At 46.2% G+C, this 24,811-nt stretch carries 30 protein-coding genes; 11 read left to right on the top strand and 19 right to left on the bottom strand.

Annotation, left to right across the window (positions count from 1 at the left end; genetic code table 11):
- Window positions 1–236 (bottom strand): helix-turn-helix domain-containing protein (locus tag B5D50_RS19110; RefSeq protein WP_143594426.1); only part of this gene is annotated, 236 nt, incomplete at its 3' end.
- Window positions 237–462: 226 nt separating this feature from the next.
- Between B5D50_RS19110 and B5D50_RS19105 the strand changes: the two genes are divergently transcribed.
- Window positions 463–831 (top strand): DNA-binding protein, encoded by a 369-nt coding sequence (locus B5D50_RS19105; RefSeq protein ID WP_078924254.1) that lies wholly within the window; start codon window positions 463–465, stop codon window positions 829–831.
- 20 nt (window positions 832–851) lie between these two features.
- Here B5D50_RS19105 and dapE read toward each other — a convergent pair whose 3' ends face one another.
- From dapE to purB, 8 genes are all read right to left on the bottom strand, one after another.
- Entirely contained in the window at window positions 852–1,991 is a 1,140-nt protein-coding gene (gene dapE / locus B5D50_RS19100; RefSeq protein WP_078924253.1) for a succinyl-diaminopimelate desuccinylase, read from the bottom strand.
- A 62-nt stretch (window positions 1,992–2,053) separates the two neighbouring features.
- A complete protein-coding gene (locus B5D50_RS19095) occupies window positions 2,054–2,401 on the bottom strand; it encodes a Spx/MgsR family RNA polymerase-binding regulatory protein (RefSeq protein WP_078924252.1) in 348 nt (115 codons plus the stop codon).
- Entirely contained in the window at window positions 2,398–2,772 is a 375-nt protein-coding gene (locus B5D50_RS19090) for a S24 family peptidase (RefSeq protein WP_078924251.1), read from the bottom strand. Before B5D50_RS19090 ends, B5D50_RS19095 begins: the two co-directional genes overlap by 4 nt.
- Window positions 2,773–2,775: 3 nt before the next feature.
- The gene (gene cysG, locus B5D50_RS19085) at window positions 2,776–4,215 is read right to left on the bottom strand and encodes a siroheme synthase CysG (protein ID WP_078924250.1); all 1,440 of its coding nucleotides are present in this window, start codon (window positions 4,213–4,215) and stop codon (window positions 2,776–2,778) included.
- Window position 4,216: 1 nt separating this feature from the next.
- A complete protein-coding gene (locus B5D50_RS19080) occupies window positions 4,217–4,669 on the bottom strand; it encodes a hypothetical protein (RefSeq protein ID WP_078924249.1) in 453 nt (150 codons plus the stop codon).
- A gap of 15 nt (window positions 4,670–4,684) precedes the next feature.
- The gene (locus B5D50_RS19075) at window positions 4,685–4,921 is read right to left on the bottom strand and encodes a hypothetical protein (RefSeq protein WP_078924248.1); all 237 of its coding nucleotides are present in this window, start codon (window positions 4,919–4,921) and stop codon (window positions 4,685–4,687) included.
- A 145-nt stretch (window positions 4,922–5,066) separates the two neighbouring features.
- Window positions 5,067–5,927: a cupin domain-containing protein gene (locus B5D50_RS19070; RefSeq protein WP_078924247.1), complete on the bottom strand. Its 861-nt coding sequence runs from the start codon at window positions 5,925–5,927 to the stop codon at window positions 5,067–5,069.
- The gene (gene purB, locus B5D50_RS19065) at window positions 5,924–7,291 is read right to left on the bottom strand and encodes an adenylosuccinate lyase (RefSeq protein WP_078924246.1); all 1,368 of its coding nucleotides are present in this window, start codon (window positions 7,289–7,291) and stop codon (window positions 5,924–5,926) included. Before purB ends, B5D50_RS19070 begins: the two co-directional genes overlap by 4 nt.
- Window positions 7,292–7,430: 139 nt before the next feature.
- Here purB and B5D50_RS19060 point away from each other — a divergent pair, with 139 nt between their 5' ends.
- The 3 genes from B5D50_RS19060 to B5D50_RS20425 all read left to right on the top strand — a co-directional run bounded on the left by B5D50_RS19060 (window position 7,431) and on the right by B5D50_RS20425 (window position 8,920).
- Complete coding sequence (locus tag B5D50_RS19060) at window positions 7,431–8,267, top strand: NRDE family protein (protein WP_143594425.1); 837 nt, start codon at window positions 7,431–7,433, stop codon at window positions 8,265–8,267.
- Window positions 8,268–8,405: 138 nt separating this feature from the next.
- The gene (locus B5D50_RS19055; RefSeq protein WP_078924244.1) at window positions 8,406–8,735 is read left to right on the top strand and encodes a hypothetical protein; all 330 of its coding nucleotides are present in this window, start codon (window positions 8,406–8,408) and stop codon (window positions 8,733–8,735) included.
- A 26-nt stretch (window positions 8,736–8,761) separates the two neighbouring features.
- Window positions 8,762–8,920 carry a hypothetical protein gene (locus tag B5D50_RS20425; RefSeq protein WP_159448686.1) on the top strand — a complete coding sequence of 53 codons (159 nt, stop codon included), beginning with the start codon at window positions 8,762–8,764 and terminating at the stop codon, window positions 8,918–8,920.
- A gap of 72 nt (window positions 8,921–8,992) precedes the next feature.
- On the opposite strand, the gene B5D50_RS19050 is transcribed toward B5D50_RS20425, so the two are convergent.
- From B5D50_RS19050 to B5D50_RS19040, 3 genes are read right to left on the bottom strand one after another with little or no spacing between them, the layout of a single operon-like run.
- Window positions 8,993–9,481, bottom strand: a complete 489-nt coding sequence (locus B5D50_RS19050; RefSeq protein WP_078924243.1) for a DUF3465 domain-containing protein — start codon at window positions 9,479–9,481, stop codon at window positions 8,993–8,995.
- The gene (locus B5D50_RS19045; RefSeq protein ID WP_234975939.1) at window positions 9,481–10,905 is read right to left on the bottom strand and encodes a YcjF family protein; all 1,425 of its coding nucleotides are present in this window, start codon (window positions 10,903–10,905) and stop codon (window positions 9,481–9,483) included. Before B5D50_RS19045 ends, B5D50_RS19050 begins: the two co-directional genes overlap by 1 nt.
- Entirely contained in the window at window positions 10,814–12,361 is a 1,548-nt protein-coding gene (locus tag B5D50_RS19040) for a GTPase (RefSeq protein WP_078924241.1), read from the bottom strand. The genes B5D50_RS19045 and B5D50_RS19040 overlap by 92 nt, the downstream gene beginning before the upstream one ends.
- A 179-nt stretch (window positions 12,362–12,540) precedes the next feature.
- Between B5D50_RS19040 and B5D50_RS19035 the strand changes: the two genes are divergently transcribed.
- Complete coding sequence (locus B5D50_RS19035) at window positions 12,541–13,773, top strand: MFS transporter (RefSeq protein ID WP_078924240.1); 1,233 nt, start codon at window positions 12,541–12,543, stop codon at window positions 13,771–13,773.
- On the opposite strand, the gene B5D50_RS19030 is transcribed toward B5D50_RS19035, so the two are convergent.
- From B5D50_RS19030 to B5D50_RS19000, 7 genes are all read right to left on the bottom strand, one after another.
- Window positions 13,770–14,495, bottom strand: coding sequence for a hypothetical protein (locus B5D50_RS19030; RefSeq protein WP_078924239.1), 726 nt, complete (start codon window positions 14,493–14,495; stop codon window positions 13,770–13,772). The two genes, B5D50_RS19035 and B5D50_RS19030, sit on opposite strands and share 4 nt — an antisense overlap.
- Before the next feature lie 12 nt (window positions 14,496–14,507).
- Window positions 14,508–15,593, bottom strand: coding sequence for a GSCFA domain-containing protein (locus tag B5D50_RS19025; RefSeq protein WP_078924238.1), 1,086 nt, complete (start codon window positions 15,591–15,593; stop codon window positions 14,508–14,510).
- Window positions 15,594–15,605: 12 nt separating this feature from the next.
- Entirely contained in the window at window positions 15,606–15,992 is a 387-nt protein-coding gene (locus B5D50_RS19020; RefSeq protein WP_078924237.1) for a hypothetical protein, read from the bottom strand.
- A gap of 9 nt (window positions 15,993–16,001) precedes the next feature.
- Window positions 16,002–17,699, bottom strand: coding sequence for a vWA domain-containing protein (locus B5D50_RS19015; RefSeq protein ID WP_078924236.1), 1,698 nt, complete (start codon window positions 17,697–17,699; stop codon window positions 16,002–16,004).
- On the bottom strand, window positions 17,696–18,382 hold the full coding sequence (locus tag B5D50_RS19010) for a hypothetical protein (protein WP_078924235.1): 687 nt from the start codon (window positions 18,380–18,382) through the stop codon (window positions 17,696–17,698). The genes B5D50_RS19015 and B5D50_RS19010 overlap by 4 nt, the downstream gene beginning before the upstream one ends.
- 115 nt (window positions 18,383–18,497) lie before the next feature.
- Window positions 18,498–18,968, bottom strand: coding sequence for a homoprotocatechuate degradation operon regulator HpaR (hpaR, locus tag B5D50_RS19005; protein ID WP_078924234.1), 471 nt, complete (start codon window positions 18,966–18,968; stop codon window positions 18,498–18,500).
- Complete coding sequence (locus B5D50_RS19000; protein ID WP_078924233.1) at window positions 18,968–19,816, bottom strand: fumarylacetoacetate hydrolase family protein; 849 nt, start codon at window positions 19,814–19,816, stop codon at window positions 18,968–18,970. The genes hpaR and B5D50_RS19000 overlap by 1 nt, the downstream gene beginning before the upstream one ends.
- A 153-nt stretch (window positions 19,817–19,969) precedes the next feature.
- Here B5D50_RS19000 and hpaE point away from each other — a divergent pair, with 153 nt between their 5' ends.
- The 6 genes from hpaE to B5D50_RS18970 all read left to right on the top strand — a co-directional run.
- A complete protein-coding gene (gene hpaE / locus B5D50_RS18995) occupies window positions 19,970–21,490 on the top strand; it encodes a 5-carboxymethyl-2-hydroxymuconate semialdehyde dehydrogenase (RefSeq protein WP_078924232.1) in 1,521 nt (506 codons plus the stop codon).
- Between the two features lie 3 nt (window positions 21,491–21,493).
- Window positions 21,494–22,345 carry a 3,4-dihydroxyphenylacetate 2,3-dioxygenase gene (hpaD, locus tag B5D50_RS18990; RefSeq protein WP_078924231.1) on the top strand — a complete coding sequence of 284 codons (852 nt, stop codon included), beginning with the start codon at window positions 21,494–21,496 and terminating at the stop codon, window positions 22,343–22,345.
- A gap of 3 nt (window positions 22,346–22,348) precedes the next feature.
- Window positions 22,349–22,726: a hypothetical protein gene (locus tag B5D50_RS18985; protein ID WP_078924230.1), complete on the top strand. Its 378-nt coding sequence runs from the start codon at window positions 22,349–22,351 to the stop codon at window positions 22,724–22,726.
- Between the two features lie 9 nt (window positions 22,727–22,735).
- Window positions 22,736–23,545 (top strand): 2-oxo-hept-4-ene-1,7-dioate hydratase, encoded by an 810-nt coding sequence (hpaH, locus tag B5D50_RS18980; protein ID WP_078924229.1) that lies wholly within the window; start codon window positions 22,736–22,738, stop codon window positions 23,543–23,545.
- Between the two features lie 10 nt (window positions 23,546–23,555).
- Complete coding sequence (locus tag B5D50_RS18975; protein ID WP_078924228.1) at window positions 23,556–24,329, top strand: aldolase/citrate lyase family protein; 774 nt, start codon at window positions 23,556–23,558, stop codon at window positions 24,327–24,329.
- 65 nt (window positions 24,330–24,394) lie between these two features.
- Window positions 24,395–24,811: IS607 family transposase (locus B5D50_RS18970; RefSeq protein ID WP_078924227.1), on the top strand; the 417-nt coding region annotated here is incomplete at its 3' end.

Genomic DNA, 24,811 nt, shown 5'->3' with positions numbered 1-24,811 from the left:
GATTCATGGACCTGATAGCTCAAACCTAAGTGGAACAACGTGCGGTACTCTCGCCAGTAACCTAGGGTCAATAATAGTTGATCCTCTAGGCTTAACGGGCTGGGGCGACCCGACTTCTTCTTCGTCAACTCGCCTGCTTTGAGCACTTCAAGCAGTTCGTGAAAGAGTGGCAGGGGGATTCCTACTCCGCGTTTGAACGCCGAGGGGGGTAGAGTTTTCAGGGTTAGGTAGTTCATTCTTAACTTTATAGGCGAAAATGACTACTTTCGCAAGAGGTCTACTATTTTCATTTGTGAATAAATTTTACAAATAAAAAACTCTTGTGTAATATTTATTCAGAGTGTTTCCAAGGGTGATGGATAGAATCAGTTTAAAGGGGGAATTATGGAGAATGCATTAGCTGCGTTTTCATTTTACGATGATAGTTTAAATAGGTCTGGAACCAATGGTGAGTTAGATATAATGAGTGGACAGCCATTAAAAAAGCGTGGACGACCCAAAGGGGCTAGTTCAGCGACTATATCAGAGGTTAGACAACAGGCTGCCGAAGAAAAACGGCAGTTAAAAAGTGAATATAATAACAAAATTATTGAGCTAGAAACGACACTAGAAGCGTTGCAAGTTCAGTATGATGCAGATTTTCTGCGTTTAGAGCAGGAGTTAGAAGTACTGCGTAAGTGGGAGTTATATTATCAACAAGCCTTGGGGGTGCGTTTAGAAGAAGTCGCGATGCACCTCTATGACACCCTGGTCAATTGGGGCGATGCGGAGCTTGCTGAAGCACAAATTGATAAGCGCAAACGGGGTCGACCCCGTAAAACGCTGAAATAGAGCTAGCGCTGTATCTAAAATCAGAGGAGCAAATGTTCGAGTATCCTCTGATAAATGCGAGTCAGTTTAGATAAATCATTTATATTTACATATTCATTAATTTGATGAATGCTGGCGTTACACGGTCCTAATTCGAGTACCTCCGCGCCCGTCGGTGCAATAAAGCGCCCATCTGAAGTTCCCCCTGATGTCGACAATTCAGTTTCTATATTGAGGATTTCTTGAATGGCTTTAACTGTCGCTGCCACTAATTTGCCGCGTGCGGTTAAAAAAGGTTGACCCGATAAACTCCATTCTAAAGAATAATTTTTAACATATTTATTTAAGATAGTCGTAGTTCGTTGTTTAATTTCCTCTTCAGTTAATTCGGTAGAAAAGCGGAAATTAATTAAGGCTTCGAGACTACCAGGGATAACATTATTTGCCCCTGTACCTGCATTTAAATTAGAAATTTGAAAACTAGTGGGTGGGAAAAATGCATTTCCATGATCCCAAACTTCAGCAGCCAGCTCAGCCAGTGCGGGGGCTACACGATGAATAGGATTGTCAGCAAGTTGTGGATAGGCCACATGACCTTGCTTGCCCTGCACGGTTAATTTGGCATTCAGTGAGCCACGCCGCCCATTTTTTATAATATCGCCCAGTTGTTGTGAGCTAGAGGGTTCACCCACTAAGCACCAAGTAATCTTTTCTTGACGGGCTTCTAGAGTTTCGACCACTTTAACGGTCCCATATTTAGAGGGCCCTTCTTCGTCACTCGTAATGAGCAAGGCAATAGAACCTTGATGCTGAGGATATTCACGCACGAAGTTTTCAGCGGCAACCACAAAGGCCGCAATACTGCCTTTCATATCAGCCGCTCCTCGCCCGTAAAGGAGACCATCACGGATGTCTGGTTGGAAGGGCGGGCTGTCCCACGCAGTTAAAGGCCCGGTGGGTACGACATCGGTATGCCCTGCGAAGCAAAACACCGGGCCTTCAGTGCCACGGCGTAACCAAAGATTTTCAACGTCTTCAAAGTTTAAATAGTCCGCCTGAAAGCCGCAAGGCGCTAAGCGTTCAGCGATCAAGCGTTGGCAGCCATGATCATGCGGTGTGACCGAGGGTAAAGCGATCAGTTGCTGAGTAAGGGCTAAAGTATCTGACAAAGTATCTGACATGGTGTTGGGGTATGGTTAAATTGGGGGTGATCTTAGGGTAATTCTAACTGACTAACTCGAGCTTAATTTTGAAACAAGCGTGTCCATTGTGCCGCATCAAAGCCGAGTAGACGCCGCGAGCCAAGTTCTAAGAGTGGGCGTTTAATGAGGGTTGGCTGATCTTCCATTACAGCCAGTGCTAAACTTTCATCCATCTTTTCCCGCGTTATGGCGGGCAAGTTGCGCCAAGTAGCACTGCGGCGATTGACTAGGTTTTCCCAGCCCCATTCGTCAACCCATGCTCTTAATTGCACTGGGTTCAAGCCTTGTTGACGCCAATCATGAAAGGTATAAGCAATGGCGCGCTCATCCAACCATTGGCGTGCTTGACGCACGGTATCGCACTGACTAATACCATACAAGATGATCATTGATCGTACCATTTGTGATAAGAACGGCGCTTACCTGCCCGTTGGGTAATAATGCCTTGAATTTGCTCAGGGCGAATTTCAAAGCTTGGATAAGCAGGCTGCAAGGCCTCTAAATAATATTTGCCTGCATGGATGTGTAGGCGGCGGAAAATATACTCGTCCTGATGATCTTTCGCAAATACGAAAGCACCATCACGCACAATTCCCGTAGGGTCAATAATAATAATGCAGCCTTGCTCGAACTCAGGCTCCATACTGTCGTCGATCACTTGCAGAGCAAAGGGTTCAGATTCTGAGCAACTGCTACCTTCGCTGAGTTTTTGCTGAAGGCTGTCTTCAACGGTAATTTTGATTTCTTTAAAGCTAGCCATGATTTATTCCTGAGGCTCTAGATTACGACTAAATTCACTGGCCGCTACATGGCGTTCAGGCTGATACCATTGTAATTTTTCGTGTAGCTTCACGACTTCACCCACAATAGTTAAGGTCGGGGCGCGTACTGAGCGCTGTTTGACTAATTCGGGTAAGCTGGCCAATGTACCAATATGGACGCGCTGATTGCGAGTCGTGCCTTGCTCGATTAAAGCAGCCGGTAGCTCGCTGGGGGTGCCGTGTTTAATTAATTCGCGGCTAATCACTTCAATCCCGGTTAACCCCATATAAAACACGACGGTTTGTCTAGGTTGGGCTAGTTTTTCCCAATCTAAATCGATCGTACCATTTTTAAGATGGCCGGTTGCGAAAGTGCAAGATTGCGCATAATCACGATGGGTGAGCGGAATACCCGCATAGGATGCACAGCCCGAAGCCGCTGTAATTCCCGGTACGACTTGAAAAGGAATCCCATTTTCTGCCAAAGTTTCGATTTCCTCTCCACCTCGCCCAAAAATAAAAGGATCACCGCCTTTTAGGCGCAAGACCCGTTTACCTTGTTTGGCTAAACGTACCAGCAGGGCATTAATCCCTTCTTGTGGAACAGCATGGTTGGCTTTTTCCTTGCCAACATAAATACGCTCAGCGGTTTGGCTCGCCATATCAAGTATAGATTTAGCCACTAAACGATCATAAACCATGACATCGGCTTGCTGCATCAGGCGTAGCGCCCGAAAAGTCAATAGATCGGGGTCGCCAGGCCCTGCCCCGACTAAATAAACTTCACCTACTGTGCTTACGCGGCTAGGTTGGGTCAGCATTTCATCGAGTAGTTGCCGAGCGGCTTGGCTATTGCCTGCATACACCAATTCCACAAATGGGCCACGCAGGGTTTGCTCCCAAAACTGTTTGCGCTGCTCAGGGTCAGCAAAGCGCTGCTTAACTTGATCCCGGTATTCTTCAGTGATCGCGGCTAATTGCCCGCAAGAAGAGGGAATCATGGTTTCTAGCTTCATCCTTAATTGGCGAGCTAAGACCGGAGAAGCACCTCCCGTGGAGACGGCAATCATTACCGGTGAGCGATCGACCACCGAAGGTAGAATAAAACTACAAGCTGCTTGATTATCAACAACATTAACCGGAATTTGCTGTTGATCGGCCAACTCAGCGACTCGGGCATTAACTGCACGCTGATTGGTGGCAGCAATGATCAGATAATGCCCTGCAATATCTTGATCTTGGAATTCGCGGGCTTGCCAGGTCGCTTGATGCGGATACTGGTTTAACAGGTCGGCTAACTCATGATCTAATTGAGGGGCGATAATCTTGAGTTGTGCACCGCTTTGTAGCAGCGATTCGGCTTTACGCAGAGCTACTTTACCCCCACCGACCACTAAGCAAGGGCGGTTTTGGAGGCACATAAACATTGGGTAGCGTTTCAATCTAAGATCTCCTAGCGGATGGGCGACTGACATAATGCACTACACCGCGCACGAGTTCACTATAGGGTAAGTCGTCTAAGTGCGGATAGCGTGCTAAGGCCGTATTCAGGAGCGCGTCAATATCGACCCTAGGCTGTCCGCTGTGTTCGGGATAAAGATGGGCAGATAAGGCTAAACAGCCACCCGCTTGCACTTTCAGTTCTTTATTATGCGGCAAAGGCCCCGTAATCGTCAGTTCATGTAAGGCAAAACGAGCCGCTTGACGCAGTGTCGTCAGGAACTGATCACAGCGCGCTAGGCTTTCCGCCGATTGGCAGGCCATCCCTTCACGAGTCGCGAGTAAAAAGGCTTGTTTACGTCGACAATCACAACGGCGATTCAGCAAAGCTTTTTCAAAAACGCAGCGTTGCTGATTAATTTCATGATAAAGGCGGCGATATTGATCTTCATCCATAAGCGCGCGGGCAGCTTATTTTTCCCATTCCATCAAAATCGGTTGTTCACGTTGTTCATGCAGACGTTCTTCAGCTTCTAATTGATTAGCCGCAAAAACTAATTTGTAACTGCTTTGATCGCCGGGCGCTGCATTCATGCGCAAACTACGCACTTGATTACGGGCCTCTTGATAGACCTCATACGTACCTTGATGCTCCAGATTTTTTAAGATCGACGTGGTTTGCGTAATGCGAAAAACATAATAGGGCATGGATACCTCTGCTTTAAGCCGAATTAATCGAAGCTTGTGAACCACCAGCTCACTCGCTTCAAGCGGATAGACGACTGTAATTCACCCGCCATTATCAGTCGCTTGGCGAGCCAGCTACCATAGCTCCAAATGGAGATAGCCAAGCTCAGCCTAAACTTGCCTGTAACCAAGCACGAATCGTGGCACGATCCGGCAAGGTTTCCAAAATAAACTCAGTTAAGCGCTCTAAATCTGCGTCTGCTAGTGTACTCGGATTAGTTTGCAAGCTGCGCTTGGGATCACGAAAACGTTCTTGCATAGGCGCTTGTTCTAGCAAATGTCCGAGTAAATCTTCCAATAAATCAGCGCGACTGGGTGCTCTAAAGCCAATCGAATACGTCATGCATTCGCCGAGTGCAACACCATAATGCGGTAAATCCGGCGGTAAATACAGCATATCCCCTGGTTCTAGTACCCATTCCTCTTCAGCAGTGAAAGACTGCATAATCCGTAGGTCAATATCAGGAATAAAATTATCGGCGGCACAGGGTTGTGCGCTGATTTGCCAGCGTCGTTGCCCCCGCGCTTGTAAGAGAAACACATCATAAGCATCGACATGCGGTCCGACTGATCCACCTTCGACTGCATAGCTAATCATTAAATCATCAATTCGCCAATCGGGAATAAAGCGAAAGGGTTCAATAATTTCCGCAAATTCAGGTAGGAGTTTTTCAATATCATTGACTAATAAGGTCCAATGAGTGCTCGGCAGCTTAGCCAAGTCTTTTTTGCGCAACGGACCGTGGCGTACTTCCCACGGTGTTTTGCCACCTTTTTCGAGTACTAAACGCGCTGTATCGGTATCACAGGCCAGACCCGCTAATTCATCGGGGCTGAGCGGTGATTGAAACTGAGGGAAGGCTTGGCGAATGAGGAGTGGTTTTTGCTGCCAATAATCCGCTAAGAATTTTTCAACTGACAGGCTGCCTAACTGGGTCAGGATCTGATTAGGCTGAATCAAGCTCATACGTTTTTGGCCTGTTCGACGGCATTACCAATATAAGTCGCTGGAGTCAGCTTGCTTAATTCGGCTTGAGCGGCGGCAGGCAGGTCTAAACTGGCGATAAATTCGCGTAAGCCTTCTGCGGTGATCCGTTGACCACGAGTGAGGGCTTTGAGCTTTTCATACGGTTGTTCAATCCCATAACGGCGCATCACCGTTTGGATGGGTTCAGCGAGGACTTCCCAATTGGCTTCTAAATCAGCCTGCATGCTGGCTGGATTAGCTTCCAGTTTAGCGATCCCTTTCAGGGTCGATTGATAAGCAATGAGGCTGTGTCCTAAACCCACACCTAAAGTACGCAGCACAGTAGAGTCGGTTAAATCCCGTTGCCAGCGGGAGATTGGCAGTTTCTGTGCTAAATGCGTTAGGAGGGCATTGGCAATCCCTAAATTACCTTCAGCATTTTCAAAATCAATCGGGTTGACTTTATGCGGCATGGTGGATGATCCCACTTCACCGGCGATGAGTTTTTGCTTGAAATGTCCTAAGGAAATATAACCCCAGACATCACGGCAGAAGTCGATCAGAATCGTATTGAAACGTACTAGGGCATCGAAAAGTTCTGCCACATAGTCATGTGGCTCAATTTGGGTCGTATAAGGATTCCAGCTTAAGCCTAAACTGATAACAAATTGCTCGGCATGGGTTGGCCAGTCAAGCTCAGGATAAGCGCTTAAATGCGCATTGTAATTACCGACTGCACCATTGATTTTACCTAAGTATTCAGCGGCTTGAACTTGTTCTAATTGGCGCTGCAAACGGTAAGCCACATTCGCCATTTCTTTGCCCAAAGTGGTTGGTGAAGCTGGCTGACCGTGAGTACGGGCTAGCATCGGTTGCTCCGCATAACGATGGGCTAAGTCACGAATGGTGGTGAGAGTCGCTTGCATTTCGGGTTCAAGCACTTGGCGCATTCCACCTTGCAGCATCAAGGCATAAGACAAATTGTTAATGTCCTCAGAAGTACAGGCAAAGTGGATGAATTCACTCACAGCTTTGAGTTCAGCGTGCTCGGCAACTTTTTCTTTAAGAAAATATTCAATCGCTTTGACATCGTGATTAGTGGTGCGCTCAATCATTTTGACTTGGCGGGCATCTTCTTCATCAAAGTTTTGCAAGATGTCCTCTAAAAATTCATTGGCAGCAGCGGAGAGGTCTTGAACTTCTGGGATTTGTGGGTGGCGGGCTAACATTTGCAGCCAACGGATTTCCACTAAAACCCGATGATAAATTAAACCATACTCACTAAACCAAGGGCGCAACTCGTCTGTTTTGGTGGCATAACGACCATCAACGGGAGAAAGGGCAGTGAGGGCTGAAAGTTCCATAGCAAATCCTGTCAGGGCATCATCGAAAGGGCGCTATTGTAACTGAAAATGAAGGGGAGGGGAGGGTTTAAGCAGATTGCTAGCTATTGCTATTTTCTATGAATCTCAGCATAGTATTTTTTTGATAAAAAAACTGATCATGTGCTTTGCCTTAGTTGCTATTCAACAACATCCTTATTACCCCTTTATTCTGGCTGCCAATCGTGACGAGTTTTTTGAGCGTCCCGCGACACCTTTAGGTGTATGGCCGACTCACCCTGCGATTGTCGGCGGTATAGATCAACGCTCACAAGGCTCTTGGTTAGCACTCAATCAAGACACGAATAAATTCGCTTTAGTCACTAATGTACGCCAAGGGCCACCCCAACTCGGTGAGCGTTCGCGGGGTTTATTAGTGAGTGAGTTTGTCATGAGTTCAGCACAGGCGTTGGATGATTTAACGCAATTGGCGGCCACTCAAACTCAGTATGCAGGTTTTAATTTATTAGCTGGTTATTTGCCGGATCAAATTTATTATTTAACTAATCAATATTCAAATGATACAATTTTATCAAACCATCTATCAGATCAAATATCAAAAAAAACCTTAAATCAATTATTAAAACAAGGTTTTTATGGTTTAAGTAATGCGAGTTTAAATACACCTTGGCCAAAAGTTAAGCGTGGTTTGTTTAAATTTAAGCAATTAGTAACTCATTCACAAGCAGGCCAGCAGGCGCAACTGGTGGATAAGTTATTGCAATTACTCGCCGATCGCACTCCTGCTAAGCTCGCAGACCTACCCGATACAGGTATTGGCTTAGAAAAAGAGTTGTGGTTATCGCCAATCTTTATTGCCCCAGATCGACTGAATTACGGAACTCGGTGCTCAACCCTTATTTTGATGGATATTAATAAGCAAGTTTTTTGTTATGAGCGTAGTTATTATGCTGATCATAGGTCGTTAGACATTAAATATGTATTCCATTCAGCTTAGATTAATATTTTTTTATTAGGTATATGAAATTAAAATATTAAAAAACTGCACTTTTTTAATTAAATTACTTCTAAACTATTAAGTGCTGGTGTTAAACACCAGCCTTAAAACCAGCAAATACATTTTGGAGTGTTAGTGATGAAAAAAATAATTCATGGCGCTCTATTGGCTGGCGCGCTACCTTTGGTTAGTGCTCAAGCACAGGCCGGACCCCTTGCGCCCATTGTCAATGAAGCTAATAATTTACGTGCTACCGCTTGGTTGTTAAATGATCAAGCTACCACTTTAGAACACACTGTACAGAGTCTAAAACGTCAGGGTATTTACGCGGTTAAGCTGCGCTATAAAGCTAAAATGATGCGCCGTTGTGCTACTAAGTATGCGGTCGAATCGAATCGCTTAGCTAAAAAAGCTTTTAATTTAGGCTATCACCGTTCGAACCATTCTCACCCTAACTACAACTCATAGATTGAGTGTCAATCAGGAGATCTATCGTGAAAAAAAAATTATTATTATTATTAGGATTAACTGTACTGGGGACTAGCACTATGCTGATCACGACCAGTACGGCTCATGCCCATTATATTCCACCCAAAGCCACTTACTGTGGTTGCGTGATTATGACTTACTCTGAGCCAGCCTTCATCTGGTAAGGTAAGCTGAGCAGCCGAGCTCTCATAGTCTCTGCTTGGCTGCTTAGTTAGCTTCAGTATCGGCTGATTCGATCAATCATAACGTTGACCTTCCAACTCAATCCATCCCCCAGTCTTGCGTCCTTTCGGGTCATGATGCGTCCAATGAATGACGCCACCACGATGATTCCAAACATATTCGCCTTGTAGCTTGACGGTATCACCTGCCCGCACTGGCACGCGCTCAGCGACATCAATATTATGAGCAATAAGTAGGGTTAAATCGTTGGCGATCTGCAGTAAAAATTTTTGATGGCGATCACCCTCGGTATCATCCTTGAGTGTTTTGATCACGCTGCCTTGAATCGTCGTCCAAAATTTGGCATTTGGATCATTTGCTGCTGCCCGTAGTTGTGCTATTGCTTTGCTTGAATCTATAGTTACTTGGGTCTGAGCCTGCGTTTGTGAAGGCTTGGCAGTTTGCTGCGGTGTGTTACCAACTTGCCCTGAAAAATATTGCCAAGCAGCAGCCCCAAGGAGCAGGGCAATAATGAGGATATTCCGCAGGCTATAACCGGCCATTAGTTTTTCACCGTTTTGCGTAAATAGGTCATAATTTCTGCACGGGCTTCAGTAATTACTGAATCACGGTCGAGTGAATCAAGGATCTGTTCGACGGTAAATTTAGGGCCAGCCTCCCCCCAAGATTTGCCATTAGCTAACCAGCGCTCAGTCACGCGCCCTACGACTAAGGTGCTATACCAAGCCACTGCACCTTGAGTTGCCGCAGTCAACAGCGTCGACACACCGCCCGTACCTAGTTTTAAGACCGTAGCAATTAAATGCACTGCCCAAGTTGTACCAATTAACACAAGCATTTGCCCAGAAATCGTTTTAAGCAGTTCACCGGCTTCACTTTTGGACATCGGCAAACCGTATAATTTAGATAAATGCACAATCATACTGGCATCAATCGCCGCCGCAGCCACTAAGTCAGCAATCGGCACTGGATTGAGTGCAACCGCTACCCCCTGAGCAATACAATACGTATGAATCGTTTTTAGACCCAGCTCATGTTTGACGGCAAGAATCCGCTGGCCGACTTCTTCACTGAGATTACTCGCAAATAGTGAAGCATTTAAGGCTGCTAGGGTTTTACCTTCATGCTCAATGATCTCCCATAAGCGGAGTTTAAGTGTCTGCACATCCACCGGACGGACTCTGAGCTTTTCTTGTTCATGGCCTTGGGCATCCACATAGATCACGGTTTGGCGGCTGGCCTGTGCTGTGGTGAAAATAATATTATCGGGTTCAATCACCCCTTGAGTCCGTTCTTCTAGCACGCTGCGTAATTGTTGCTTTTCTGGATCGGTATAACGATCCGCTTTATTGACGACTAAAAGCGTGGGACGATGACTGGCTGCCACAGTTTTTAAAGCCCGAAATTCGACATCGGTAATATCGCTATCAATCACGAATAAGACTAAATCGGCACGTCGTGCGACTTCATGTGCCATGCGCTCACGTTCTTCACCATTGATTTCGTTAATACCGGGTGTATCAATCAGATACAGGCCACCATCAGAGTATTCTTCCCAAGCATGGAAATCGGTCGTTTTAGTTTCACCATGCAAGACACTGACACTAAAAGCATCTTTGCCCAATAAGGCATTGAGTAAGGACGATTTACCAACACTGACTCGACCAAAAACCGCAATATGAATATGCCCATGCTCGAGTTTGTCGAGCATGGATTGCACTTGGGTATAATCATCTTTCAAGGTAGTGCGCACATCTTCGGGGAGATTTTTGTCTTCCAATAAACGGCGTAAGCTTTGGGTGGCTAGCTTAAGATGAGCATCCCCTTGAGCTGATTTTTTATGAGCGGTGACGGGATCTTGCTGACTCGGCTCACTACTCACGGTCGCCTCGCTCGCTGTCTTTGGTTTGGTATTGATCGACAACCAGTCGGGCCAATGTTTTTGTACGTTCTTCCAGATTTCCACTCAGCATCTCCCGAAACTTCAGTGCTGCAGGAGCTGCTTTCAAAGCTCCACGTTGTTCTAAAGTGAGGGCCACCGCATGCCCCAAAGCATCAAAAATTAAACCATACGCCACTGCATGGACTAAGCCCCCTGCTACTGTGCCTAGCCCCGGAAAGGCTTTTAGACCGTTGCCTGCAACTGCCAAAATCAAGGGAATACTTTTTTTCATTTGGTTTTGGCTAAAGTCAAAAAACTGATCAATGTCGATTTGCTTGACAGGTACATCGTAGAGCTTGCACAGTTCTTGCACCATGCGTGTACCGATCACCCCTTGAATAAGCAGATCAGTACCGGGGCTAATCGCGGCTAAAGCGCCAATCACCGCATTTCTGGTACCCGAGCGGACAATCTTTTCGGCTTGTTCACGGCGGAAGCTAGCGCGGGTCTCATCGAGTTTGCTGTGCACTAAACTGAAGACACTGGCATCGCGCAAGCGGTCGAGCCACTCAATTCGGCTATCAATTTCCGTTTGCAAACGGCTCGATAAAGCACTGACATCCACTTTGCGTTGCCGTTGCACCGTTTCTTCACGGCCATCGGGATAGACGCGCACGACTTCCTCTAGGCCACCGGATTGAATAAATACCACCTGCGGGATGAGTGCAGGTTTAGCCACCGTCTCAGCATTAGCAGGCTGAGTCGTGGAGTCAAAGCGACTTTGAATACGTGCTTGGAGCTGTTGCTTTTCGGTATCGGTGTACAAGTCGCTCTTATTGAAAGCAATAATCAATGGTTTGCCAAAGGTATACAGTTCTTGAATATCTTCAAATTGACTGCGGCTGAGGTCGGAATCCACCACATACACCACGATTTGGGCACGAATGGCTTCATCACGTGCCAATTCATCTAAAAAACCTTCTGCTTCATTTCGCCCCGGTAGATCGGTCAGGAGCAAGCGATCCCCCGCCTCGGTTTGCCACAGGTATTCATGAATCTCACGGGTTGAACCCCCGCGCAGGCTAATTTCAACCCCTGCATCGGGGAGGAGAGCTTTAATAATCGAGGATTTGCCGGTACTGACCTCACCAAAGAACGCAATATTAATTTGCCCTGTTTCTTTGCGGGCAGTTAAGCGGGCTAGCTCCGCTTTGAACGGGCTAATATCCATTCCAGCGGCTTCAATCTGTTTGATTTCAGCTTCGATCTGCTCAGCAGTTGCTGGTGTGGTTGAGCTTAGGCGTGTAGCACCTGAGCGACTGCTACCTAAAATCAGTTTAAACGCCAAGCCAAGGCTAGCAAGCAAGACGAAGCCAATCAGGCCTAGATAAAGATAAAATAAGCCGCTCGGTAAGCGCTGCAAGCGATCCCAGACATCAAAGGCGCTTTGTGTTGCATAAAAAACAAATAGCAAGAACATCAAGCTACCGAAAATGATAGCTGCCGCCAGAATCCAACGCAGGTTTTTAGATATTTTCATACAGGTGTCAGTTGGTTTTTCACAGGACTATCTTAGCATTATTAACCTGCTTTAGAACTGAGCGTGATCACTGCGGAGAGCATCTTGGCCAGATTTAACAGGATTTAAGCTCTTTCTTCTTCAACAGCGCCTGCGTATAGTGCGGCAGAGCTATTGGATCTTGGTAATTGAGCGAGCGTATGAATTTAAGCCCTAGTTTACTTGCGCGTATTTTTATCCCCTTTGCCTTGGGTTATTTCCTGTCATATTTATATCGAGTGGTCAATACCATCATCGCGGGTGATTTATCTAAGGATATGCAGCTGGATGCGGGGCAATTGGGACTGCTCACTAGCACGTATTTAATCAGTTTTGCGGCGGTGCAATTGCCCTTGGGCATTCTGCTAGATCGTTATGGTCCGCGCAAGATTGAAGCTTTATTACTCCTGTTTGCTGCTGCCGGTGCACTGGTCTTTGCTATGGCGCAATCATTAGGCTGGTTGATTGTCGGGCGGGCTTTGATTGGTTTTGGTGTGTCGGCTTGCTTAATGGCGGCATTTAAAGCCTTTGTACAATGGTTTCCTAAAGAAAAACTGCCCTTAGTAAATGGTTTGCAATTTACGGCAGGTGGCTTTGGTATTTTGGCTGCTTCGACCCCCGTAGAGTTTGCCTTGACTTTTACCGACTGGCGCGGTGTCTTTATCGGCTTAGCGCTACTGACTTTAATCGTCAGTTTGTTAGTGTTTTTTGTCGTGCCTGATAAACCTATGCCGCCGAATCGAGCGAGTTTAAAAGAGCATATCAGTGGTATCTTGCATATTTTTACCTCTCGTCAATTTTGGGGGATTTCCCCTTGGGCGGTATCCACTCAAGCCAGCTTTCTTTCGATTATGAGTTTATGGGCAGGGCCTTGGTTACGCGATGTGGCGGGTTTGGAGCGTGCAGAGATTGCCCCGGTTTTGTCTTGGCTAGCCATCGGGGTGATTGCGGGTTATTTCTTTTTAGGGGTGATTGCAGAGCGCTTAAACCGCTATGGTTTTTCGACTTTACATGTCGCGAGTATAGGCTTGGTGATGTTTATTTTGGTGCAGTTAGCCCTAATTTTTGAATGGACGAGTCTAGCCACCTTTTGGTGGGTTTTATTTGGTTTTTTTGGGACAACGGGTGTACTTGCTTATGCTTATTTATCTCAGCAATTTGCTCCTGAGTTAGCAGGACGAGTGAATACGGCCTTAAATTTATTAGTGTTTGTGTTTGCGTTTATTGCTCAATGGGGTATCGGTGTAGTCATTAATTGGTATTCAGAGGGGAATACTGAACATTATAGCCAGTTTGGTTATCAAGTTGCCTTTAGTATTGCGCTGGTGCTACAGGTCATCACGATGCTGTGGTATTTTTGGCAGGCGAGAGCAGCAGGCAGTTCAAAAGTTTAGTCAGTTAATTGTGCAAAGATTTTTTTTAAAACAGCTTGACCATAGTTAGGAGTTTTATGCCAATAATCATGATGCTTTGCAAAACAAGTTTTGTTTAAATAGTCTGTTTTAGTAAAAAATGGAGTTGCTAAGGTTTCTTCAGGTTGTTTAATTAAAGTCAAGCGTGGGTCATTAAATAACTCATGTTTAGCGGTTAAAAATAATAATTCAAAAAAATCAGCATATAATAAATAAGAACTGTATTCTAGCGGCTGGTTCTGCAAAGCTAAATAAGAGGTTTTAGGTGTAGTAGAGATAATGATAGGGGCTGTTGTATAGTGAAGAATATGCTGAATGCAAGGTGTAATGGGTTGAGATTCGAGATGATGAATAAATCCATTTTTAAGACAGTCTGAAGAAAAAAATTGCTCGTGCTTAGCCAGCAGAAGAGAAAGTCTGAGAATTTCAATAATCGGATAATCTAAGCCTTGAAAAATAAAATAATCATATTGATCAAGATTAATAGTGGTTTCACCTTGAGCTGAGCGTTGAAAATTTTCTGCTAATTTACTAGCAATCGGGGCTTTAATGGTATTAGGTGAAAATTCGGCTTCATAAAGCGAGCTACCGCCTCCTGCGAAGAAGCTTGCTTGAAACTTAGAATACCTTGCTGACTCGCCTTGAAACCAAGCATGAGCTAAAGCGGCTAAATGCGAAGTCCCAATAAAGCAAAGTTGTTTCATGAATTTATCAGTTTATTTCTTAAAAGCGTCTAATAAGGCATCTTCACACACTTCATCAGTCATTTTTTGTGATCCTGAGTGTGTGGTCGCTTGATGATTGACTGTAGTTGGATTCGCGATTGGTTCGCCAAATACTCGTGCTTGGCAATTAAAAAATGAATTCATGACGAAGTTTACGCCCTGCGGTTGCACATTTCGCATATTTTCTGCATAGAACACACCTTTAAAAGGGAAGGCAGAAATAATTTCATAGGAAGGAAAGTAATCCGTATCTGCTCGAGAGGCTTTCAATTCGCCAGCCACAGCTCGCAAAATAGATTTTGAATGTAGGGTTGCTGTTACCACATGTTCGCCTGAGGCTGTAGCCGTCAGCGGCACAGGGGATACTGTTAATAAAAAACGCATGTGTGGATTAATGCTTTTCAGTGTATCCAAAACTTCTGTGAGTGCTGTATAGATTTCTAAAAAATTAAAATTTTTGAACTGATGCTGTGTCGGATCAAACTCACCTGCCAAAGTACCCGGGCAAATCGGGTATACAGAGTGTGCTTGACGATTAACCCAAGCCTCGGTTAACCCTAGTGTGAAAATAAATAAATCGGTTTTAGCGAGTGAACTTTTCATCGCTTTCAAGGTACTCTGCCGCGATTTTAGGGCTTCTTCAGCTGATTTAAAACCATTCGGCTCAATATTCGGGCGAAACAGATCATAATAGCGCTTATCAGGACTCTGCCAAATCTCATCAGGAAGCACTGATTTGCCAAGACTCCAATCAAGCCACTGTTTGAGTAAGGCTACGGTGTAAATATTGCCCGTGCGGAAAGTGAAAACGCCATAGTTGAATAAATGACATTTTTCTTGATTGAAGTGCATTAAGAGCGGGGCTGGTTCGCTATCATGCCAAGCATAACCACGCGCTTTCAAGGCACGGCCAATATGCTGAGCAAAGCAAGAACCGGCTGTGGCAATTACTTGATCTTTTTTTATTTCAAATTTAGGTGTCCATAAACCTGTAATCTCTCTGGGTTTTCTACCAGCAACTGCTGTTTTCCAGAAAGCATTGTCAGGTAAAGATGTGTAAGGATTGTCAGTTTTCATAGATTAAAATGATTAAAATTTCACTACTTCCCAACCCTGCGCCTGTACTTTTCCATCCGACAGCAAGATTTTCTGGCTAGCCGGTATAGTTTGATAGCGAGCTAAGCTCTCTGCCGTCATACTGCCAAACGAAGTACGAAAGATGACAGTTTTGGATTTTAAATCAGCCAAGTTTCCTAATAGAGCTTTATCAGTTCCGATTTGAATATCTTTATAGCGAGCCTTGGCTTCATAGTTTTCAATCCAGTCTTGCATAGCAGGGAATTTAGGTTTCATCGCATAGGAGGTATCAGCAACGATTAAAACAAGTTCTCGATGCTGATTTTGATAGACATGCGCTCCTGCCCATGCAGTGGCATGAATCAGAAAGAATAAGGCAAAAACTTTGATAAACTTCATTTAAGTTGCTCACATTTCTGCATTGAGTAGGTTACCAATCCGATAGGAAGCATTACCCGTCGTGGATTCAATATAAGCACCTTCTGCTAAGCCAGATAAAGCTTTTAAATGATCCGATTTGAGTTCATACGCTATCGAATGAATAGGGATACCTACACCTTCTAACACAGGCTGGACACTATTAAAATCTAAGCCCACATTGGTTTCACCATCAGACAGTAAAAAGACAACTTTCTTATATTCTGGATGCTGCTTACCAAATTGCTCTAATTGATCGACGGCGACTAAGACCGCGTTATTAGTCGCGGTCTTGCCTCCTGTCACTAGGCTTTCAACCGCACCGGTGAATAAGGCTTTTTGCTGGACATTAAACGGGCGAATCTCTAAATCGACATTCACGGTATCGCTATAAGTGACCAAGCCAATTGCATTACCCGAACTAATTAAATCTGAGGATTCAATCAGTGCTTTTTTCAAATTTTTAATCCGCTCACCTTCTTCCATCGACCCAGAAACATCAGCGATGAATACCGCTGCAATCGGTTTGCCACCGGATTTTTTCTGCTTCCATAATTTTTGCGCTTGACCAATCACCGAGCCGTCTTTAATGGTGTAAGCATCTTGATACTCTGCTAATTGCCCAAAACCAAAGTTAGCGACGGTGGTTTGTTGTTGCTCAATAAATTTAGCAAATTGTTGCAGAACTTCCCGCTCAGCCGGATCCGCCTCAGTGGTCGCATACAAAGGGCTATCATGACGTACCCCAAACGACACAAATTGATAGTCATTCATCCCGGTGACATTCACCCAAGATTGATGCTCCATGACTAAAGCATCGAGCACACCGCTACCGACCGCCGCATCCCGCATCTGTAAGGTATTTTGTGCGACAAAGGGAACACCCGCTTGGAAGGCCTCAAAAGCACTGGCAACATCTGGGGATAGCATTTGGCTTTCATCCCCCTGTGCAAAGGCATTTAATACATTTAACAGGAAGTTTAAGCCTGTGCTGGATTGATAAGGGTTGGTATAACCCATCGCAAAGGAGCCATTGCTCACATTGGTCAGTAGCTTGGCAATATCCAAGTTGCCATTGGTGCTGATCTGATCCAGTTTGTCTTTTTTCACCACAATGCCCGCAACATTCGGCGCAGTTTTGCTAGCAATAGTCTCTACTTTTACGCCATTAGCTCCTAACAGCATGCCCCATAAATAGTTGCTGGGGGTATAGGCTTCTGGCACATAGCGATTTGCCATAATATATTGCGCACCTAAGCCTGAATCCATTTTGCGGATAGCGATTTGCGCAGTTTTTCCATTGCTAATAGTATGATTTTGCTGGTTAAAATTCTTGGCGAGTTCCAGATAGAAACCATCGCGCCCTTGCCCGGCTTTTTCAGGGGAAGTGAAGATTTCGACGGCTTCAATTTGAGGGCTATCTTGGGCTGCTAAGGTGATGGGGTATTCTGTTAAATTGGGTAGCAAAGCGAGTAAATTGGTTTGGGTCAATTGAATATTAGCGCGTACTGTATTCTCATGATAAGTCGGGCGTACTTGGTCTTTCACCAGCTTTGCGATCTCTTGGCTCGCTTCGGCAGGCGATAGTTTCGCTTTGCCCGTTAAATTCGAGAGAGGATTCGAATCGCCACAAGCGGTTAATAAGGCAGCTGTCAGGCTTAAAGCGCACAAGGGTAGATGTATTTTCATTGTTTTTTCCCTGAACTATTGGCAATTTCAGCCAGTGCCAAGAGGCGGGCTAAGGTGTCAGTCCGCTCAAATTCACTGATGGATTGCATATTGGCAACTTCAACTGCTGTGCTGGTTAAAGCATCAAACAGTTGTTGGTTTTCATCTAAGAGCGCACGGATTCGCTCAGATTGCTCTAAATAGCGGCTATCTTGCTGAGTGCCACCCGCTTGTCGATTGGCTTGAATACTCGAGAGACTATGCCCGAGTGTCACCATATCGGCTAAGTTTTGAATGGCTTGATTCTGGACGGTGCGGGCGGCACTGAGATAAGTGAGTGGGCTAGCTTGTTTGCCAAAAAACCGCGATTTCACCACTGCATGATAATCATCCAGCATATCGGTGAGTGACTTGGCTTGGCGCACACCTTCTTTTAAGCCGAGTTCCTCGAGGTCTTGAGTAACGCTCTGTAAGCGTTGCATCAACTCAGTGTATTGCTGGTTCTCACGAGCTTTCAGCCACTGATCATCATCAGCTGCTGAATACCCTAACCAGCGATACAACAACGGTACACTGAGCGTCGCTAAGACAGCGGCTGCAAGATAAGTAAGATTGACAACCAGACCGCCTTGAAACCACCAGAAAAAAGCGCCGATCAGGATCAAGGAGAAAATAGCAGCGATGAAGGTATAGGGTTTAATCATGGCTCAAAGTGTCTCACGGAACGGGCAAGCTGTCATTAAAAGCACCGAGGGATATGAGCTTATTCAGGCTCTAAATCAATAGAGTATATGAGGTTTCTAAAAAATTTTACCCGGATTAGTCAAGTAATTCATGAGAGGATGGATGGTGTTCTTGCTCAGCCGCTTCGAGTTTTTCGACCAGTTCGTCGAGCAACTCATACAGTAATTCTAGTTTGCCGTAGCCAAAGACTGTGGTGATATGGGCATAGCGGGCTTCCGATTCAGGTGCCATCAGCTCAACTAAACGGCGTCCCTGTGCATGCAGGCTGATAATCGAGCAGCGTTGATCATGCTCAGCAATTCGACGCATTACTAACTCACGTGCCGCTAAGTTTTGAATGATGCGTGACAGACTAGGCATCAGTAAAAAGCAGCGCTCAGACAGTGCTGACATTTCCAGACCTGCGGGTGAGTCATACAAAGCACGTAAGACCCGCCATTGTTGGGGAGAAAGATCATGAGCACGCAAATGTGGAATGAACTTCTTCATGACCGCTTCACGTGCTTTTAATAAAGACATAGGTAATGAGCGCTCAAAAGTCCGCATTAAATGCTCTCATCCGCAATGCCATTGCGCAAAGTCCCCACACCAGCTACTTCAACTTCAACAATATCACCGGGTATTAGATAACGTGGCGGGTCAAAACGTGCACCGGCCCCATTCGGTGTACCAGTGGCAATAATATCACCCGGTTTCAGCAGGTAAAAGGTTGATAAATAATGAATGATATAGGCGAAGGGGAAGATTATATTCGCTGTGGTATCATGCTGGCGAACTTCACCATTCACGCGGGTAGTTACCGTCATATTTTCATAAACTTGTGGATTGAATTGATCAGCTGTCACCATCCACGGCCCGAGTGAACCCGAGTGCACAAAGTTTTTGCCTTGAGTCACATTAAATTTTGCATGCCGGACCCAATCACGCAGGGTGCCTTCATTCATAATGGTCAGACCCGCAATATGCTGATAAGCATCAGCTTGGCGAATTCGCCGCCCACCTTGGCCAATAACCAGCACAATTTCACCTTCATAATCCAGTTGTTGGGATTCGGGGGGGCGAATTAAGGGGTTATTGTGGCCTGTTAGAGAGTCGGGTGTACGCATAAACACACTGGGATAAGCAGCTTCATTCGAGTTATCGCGGTATTCGGCATTGCGATTGGCATAATTCACCCCAATGCAAATAATCTTTTCAGGATGGAGGATGGGGGGGAGTAGGGTGACTTCCGACAGTGCAAGTTCAGTAGAGGAGGGGGTGAGGTTAGACAGCTGATTCTGCTCAATAGCGGCTTTTAAGGTGGGAGCTACCGCACTACAGTCTAAAACTTTCTCATCTTCAGTAATGATTCCCCAAGCTTCCCGCTGGCCATGTCGATAACTTGCTAGGCGCATTAATTCACTCCTCAATAGTCGTCTTTAAACCAAGCATAAAGTTAACAAGTTAAATTGTCAAAGCTTGAATGTTCTTGTGAATTGATTAGATTTGCCATATTTAAGTTAACCTGTTATATATTTGCAATTCAGTTACCAGTTTAGGAGTCCTGTATGTCTGAGGTCTTGCTTAACAATCAAGCGCTTGCAGCCCGCTATTTGCAACGGTTTCGGGAGCAGGTGACCGGCCATTTCATTAATGGCCGCTGGCTGATTCCAGATGCTGCCGCAAGCTTCGATAACTTAACGCCCATCGACAATAGCAGCCTAGGTCGAGTTAGCGTGGGTACTCAGGCAGAGGCTGATCAGGCTTGTGAGGCGGCCAGTGCGGCTTTTCCGGCATGGCGTGATTTAGCTGGCAGTGAGCGGCGGAAACTCCTACATAAATTTGCTGATTTACTGGTGGCGCGTGCTGAGGAAATTGCTCTAGTCGAAAGTAGCGATTGTGGTCAACCCCTGCGTTTTATGAAGCAAGCAGCGTTACGGGGTGCGGAAAATTTCCGGTTCTTTGCTGATAAAGCGGCTGAGGCCAAAGATGGTTTAGCCCTGATGCAAGCAGAGCATACTAATTTCACCGTGCGCTCACCGATTGGCCCGGTGGCAGTGATTACGCCGTGGAACACGCCATTTATGCTCGCAACTTGGAAGATTGCCCCCGCTTTAGCAGCGGGTTGTACCCTCGTGCATAAACCTGCCGAATTTAGCCCCTTAAGTGCCGCCTTACTGGCAGAAATTAGCCAAGAAGCAGGCCTTCCCGCCGGTGTCTGGAATCTGGTGAATGGTTTTGGTGAATCCGTCGGTAAGCGTTTAACCGAGCATCCCGCCATCAAAGCCGTCGCTTTTGTGGGCGAAACGGTGACAGGTTCTCACATCATGGCACAAGCTGCACCGACTCTGAAACGCTTGCATTTAGAGTTAGGTGGCAAAAATCCCGTGTTAGTGTTTGAAGATGCCGATTTTGAGCGGGCTTTAGATGCAGTGGTGTTCATGATTTATAGCTTGAATGGTCAACGCTGTACTTCAAGCAGTCGTTTGTTCATTCAAGAAAGTATCAGTGAACGGTTTCTGGCGGCTTTAAGTGAGCGGGTACGCCATCTAAAGGTTGGTCATCCGCTAGATCCTGCCACGGAAGTAGGGCCGTTAATTCATAGCAGCCATTTGCAAAAAGTTATGAGCTACATGGATGCCGCGCGCGAGGAGGGTGCCAGCATTGCCGTTGGTGGGCGGCGCTTGACGAGCTTAGGCAAGGGCAATTATGTGCAGCCAACTTTATTCACTGAAGCAACGAATCAAATGAAAATTGCCCGTGAGGAAATTTTTGGTCCGGTGCTCACCGCGATTAGTTTTAAGGATGAAGCTGAAGGGGTTAGCTTAGCTAATGCCACCCCTTATGGTTTAGCCGCTTATGCGTGGACGAATGATCAAGGTCGTGCGATGCGCTTAGCTCATCAGCTAGAAGCAGGTATGGTGTGGATTAATTCGGAGAATAATCGCAATCTACCTTCCCCCTTCGGTGGGGTGAAAATGAGCGGGATAGGGCGCGATGGTGGCGATTATAGTTTTGAGTTCTATATGGAAACTAAAAATGTCTGCCTTGCACATGGAACACATCCTGTACCCGTACTAGGGCGGTGAGTCATGGGAGCGTTAGCCTTAGCCGCAAAAATCACCCATGTACCCTCGATGTATCTGTCGGAATTGCCGGGACCGCATTTCGGTTGCCGCCAAGCCGCGATTGAGGGGCATATTGAAATCGGTCGTCGTTGCCGTGAGTTGGGTGTGGATACCCTAGTGATTTTCGATACGCATTGGTTAGTCAATTCAGGCTATCACCTGAATTGTGCGCCCCTATTTGAAGGTATTTATACCAGTAATGAGTTGCCACATTTTATTAAAAATCTGCCCTATGCCTATGATGGCAATCCAGCGCTTGGGCATCTGTTGGCAGAGGCCGCTACCCAAGCAGGGATTCATACCCGTGCGCATGAGCAAACCAGTTTAGCCCTAGAATACGGTTCGCTAGTACCGATGCGCTATATGAATAGTGATCGGCATTTTAAAGTGATATCGGTATCGGCTTTATGCATGGTGCATAATTTGGTCGATAGCGTGGCACTCGGTCAAGCTTTTCGGCAAGCGATTGAGCAGCACTATACGGGGAAAGTCGCATTCTTCGCGAGTGGCTCGCTCTCACATCGGTTTGCACAAAATGGGGTCTCCGAGCAGTTCTTGCACAAAGTCTGGTCGCCGTTTCTAGAAGTGATGGATCGGCGTGTGGTCGAACTGTGGCAAGCGGGTGATTGGCAAACTTTCTGTGGGATGTTGCCGGAGTATGCGGATAAATGCCACGGCGAAGGATTTATGCACGATACGGCCATGCTGTTAGGCGCTTTAGGTTGGGATCAATATCGTGGCCAAGTGGAAGTGATTACGCCGTATTTTGGTAGCTCCGGTACGGGGCAAATTAATGCTATTTTTCCGCTGGAGTAAGCAATGGCACATTTTGTACTGGAATATTCCGCGAATATTCTGCCTGAAACTTTGGATTTACAAACTCTTTTTGCCAAGTTGCATCAAGCGGCTGTAGATACGGGTTTATTCCCCTTAAAAGGTATCCGTAGTCGTGCTTATGCCTGCCATGAGTACCGGCTGGCGGATGGTAATCCAGAGCATATTTTTGTGCACTTGACTGTATTGCTCGGTGCGGGGCGCAGTTTAGAAGAGCGTGAGTGGGCGGCAAAAAGCTTTTTTCAGGTTTTAGAGGCGCATTTTGCTAGTTGCTTCAGTAGGGGCGTCGCCATGTCTTTTGAAATGAAAGAACTAGAACCCGTATTGAAATACAACAAAAATAATCTTCAAGACTATTTATAGGAGGCAGCTATGTTGACTTTAAGTGCAGCGCAAATCGCTGCTGCTGCCGCTGATTTATATCAAGCAGAATTAGCGGTGCGTCAGATTGATGCATTGACCCTGAGCTATCCGCAAATGAGTATGGACGATGCCTATGCTGTGCAAGCCGCTTGGATGCAGAAGAAATATGCGGATGGGCAACAACTGATCGGTTACAAAATTGGTTTGACTTCCCGAGCGATGCAGCGAGTGATGAAAATTAATACCCCTGATTTTGGGGTCTTAACTGATGCGATGCGGATGGATGAGGGCAGTGAAATTGAAACCGCCCGCTTTAATGATCCACGCATTGAAGTTGAACTAGCCTTTGTTTTAAAAGCCCCCTTACGTGGGGCTAATTTAACCGTGATGGAGGTTCTCAATGCCACCGATTATGTCATGCCTGCTTTAGAGTTAATTGATGCCCGTAGCCATCGCGTCAACCCACACACGGGTTATGTACGCACGGTGATGGATACCATTGCGGACAATGCCGCCAATGCGGGAATTATTCTAGGGGGGCGACCTGTACGCCCTGATGCGCTGGATTTACGTTGGTGCGGAGCGATTCTGTATCGGAATGCGGCGATTGAGGAAACAGGTTTAGCGGCAGGCGTGTTGAATCATCCTGCTAATGGCATTGGTTGGATAGCGAAGCGCTTTGCTGCACATGGGATTGGTTTGGAAGCAGGACAGATCTTATTATCCGGTTCATTTACTGCTCCCGTGGCCGTCAAGGCTGGTGATACGATTCATGCCGATTATGGTGTTTTAGGTGGCATCGCTTGTCGTTTTGTTTAAGGAGTGAGTAATGCAAACCCGAGTGAATCGTTTTAAACACGCTTTGGCCGCAGGCCAACAACAATACGGTTTTTGGTTGGGGTTATGCAGCCCGCTGGCGGCGGAACTGTGCGCTTATACCGGCTATGATTGGCTAGTGATTGATGGTGAGCATGCCCCCAATGATCTGCAGACTGTGCTCGCTCAATTGCAAGCGACCGCACCCAGTGCTAGTCATGCGATCGTGCGTTTAGTTGAAGGTAATCAAACCTTGATTAAGCAGTATTTAGATCTAGGTGCGCAGACTCTACTGATTCCGATGGTGGAAACTGCTGAGCAAGCCCGTGATTTGGTGCGCTTTATGCGTTATCCACCCCTAGGTGTGCGAGGTGTGGGGACGGCTCTAGCGCGTGCGGCGGCTTGGAATCTTAACCCGAATTATTTAAAAGAAGCTGAGCAAGAGCTGTGCTTGATTATTCAAATTGAAACTGTCATGGGTTTAAATAATTTGGATGAAATCTTAACAGTTGAAGGTGTGGATGCGGTGTTCATTGGCTCTGCAGATTTAGCAGGGACGATGGGGTATCTTGGGAGTCCGAATCATCCTGAGGTGGTCGCAGCAGTGACGACGGCGATTAGTAAAGTGAAAGCGGCTGGCAAAGCAGCTGGGACTTTGGCTATCAATCCGCAAGCAGCGTTGAGTTATGAGCGCTTAGGGGTACAGTTTATCGCTTTAGGCGTAGATACTCTGGCTTTGGCGACTACAGCAGGTTCAATTTTGAGTCAGCATAAGCAAAGGGTGTGAGCACTTAATCGAGGGTTTGATCTGTTTTCTTTAAACCTAATTAAATCTACTCTATACTCATCAATATGAATAGATTAGTCCCGATCAGTGAAGCCTCAAAACTCCTTGGAGTGTCTGTACCGACCCTGCGCCGTTGGGAAGCGGAAGGTCGGTTAATTCCCGAACATACCTCCGGCAAACACCGCCGTTATGATCTGTTGAAACTCAAGCCGGAACTGTTCCGTGCCAGCGAAGACAGCCGCAAAACACTTGCCTACGCCCGTGTATCCAGCCACGATCAGAAAGCCGACTTGGAACGCCAAAAGCAAGTGCTGGAATTGTATTGCGCCCAACAGGGCTGGACATTCGAGCTAATATCTGACCTTGGTTCAGGTATGAACTACTACAAAAAAGGGCTGAAACGCCTGCTCAATGAGATTCTGGCGGGGCATGTCGGGCGGCTAGTCATCACCCACAAAGACCGCCTGCTGCGGTTTGGGGCG

This window comes from Thiothrix eikelboomii (assembly GCF_900167255.1).
In the GTDB taxonomy this organism is placed as follows: domain Bacteria; phylum Pseudomonadota; class Gammaproteobacteria; order Thiotrichales; family Thiotrichaceae; genus Thiolinea; species Thiolinea eikelboomii.
Note: the sequence above shows the minus strand (reverse complement) of the source record. Positions and strands in the feature narration are given on the sequence as shown.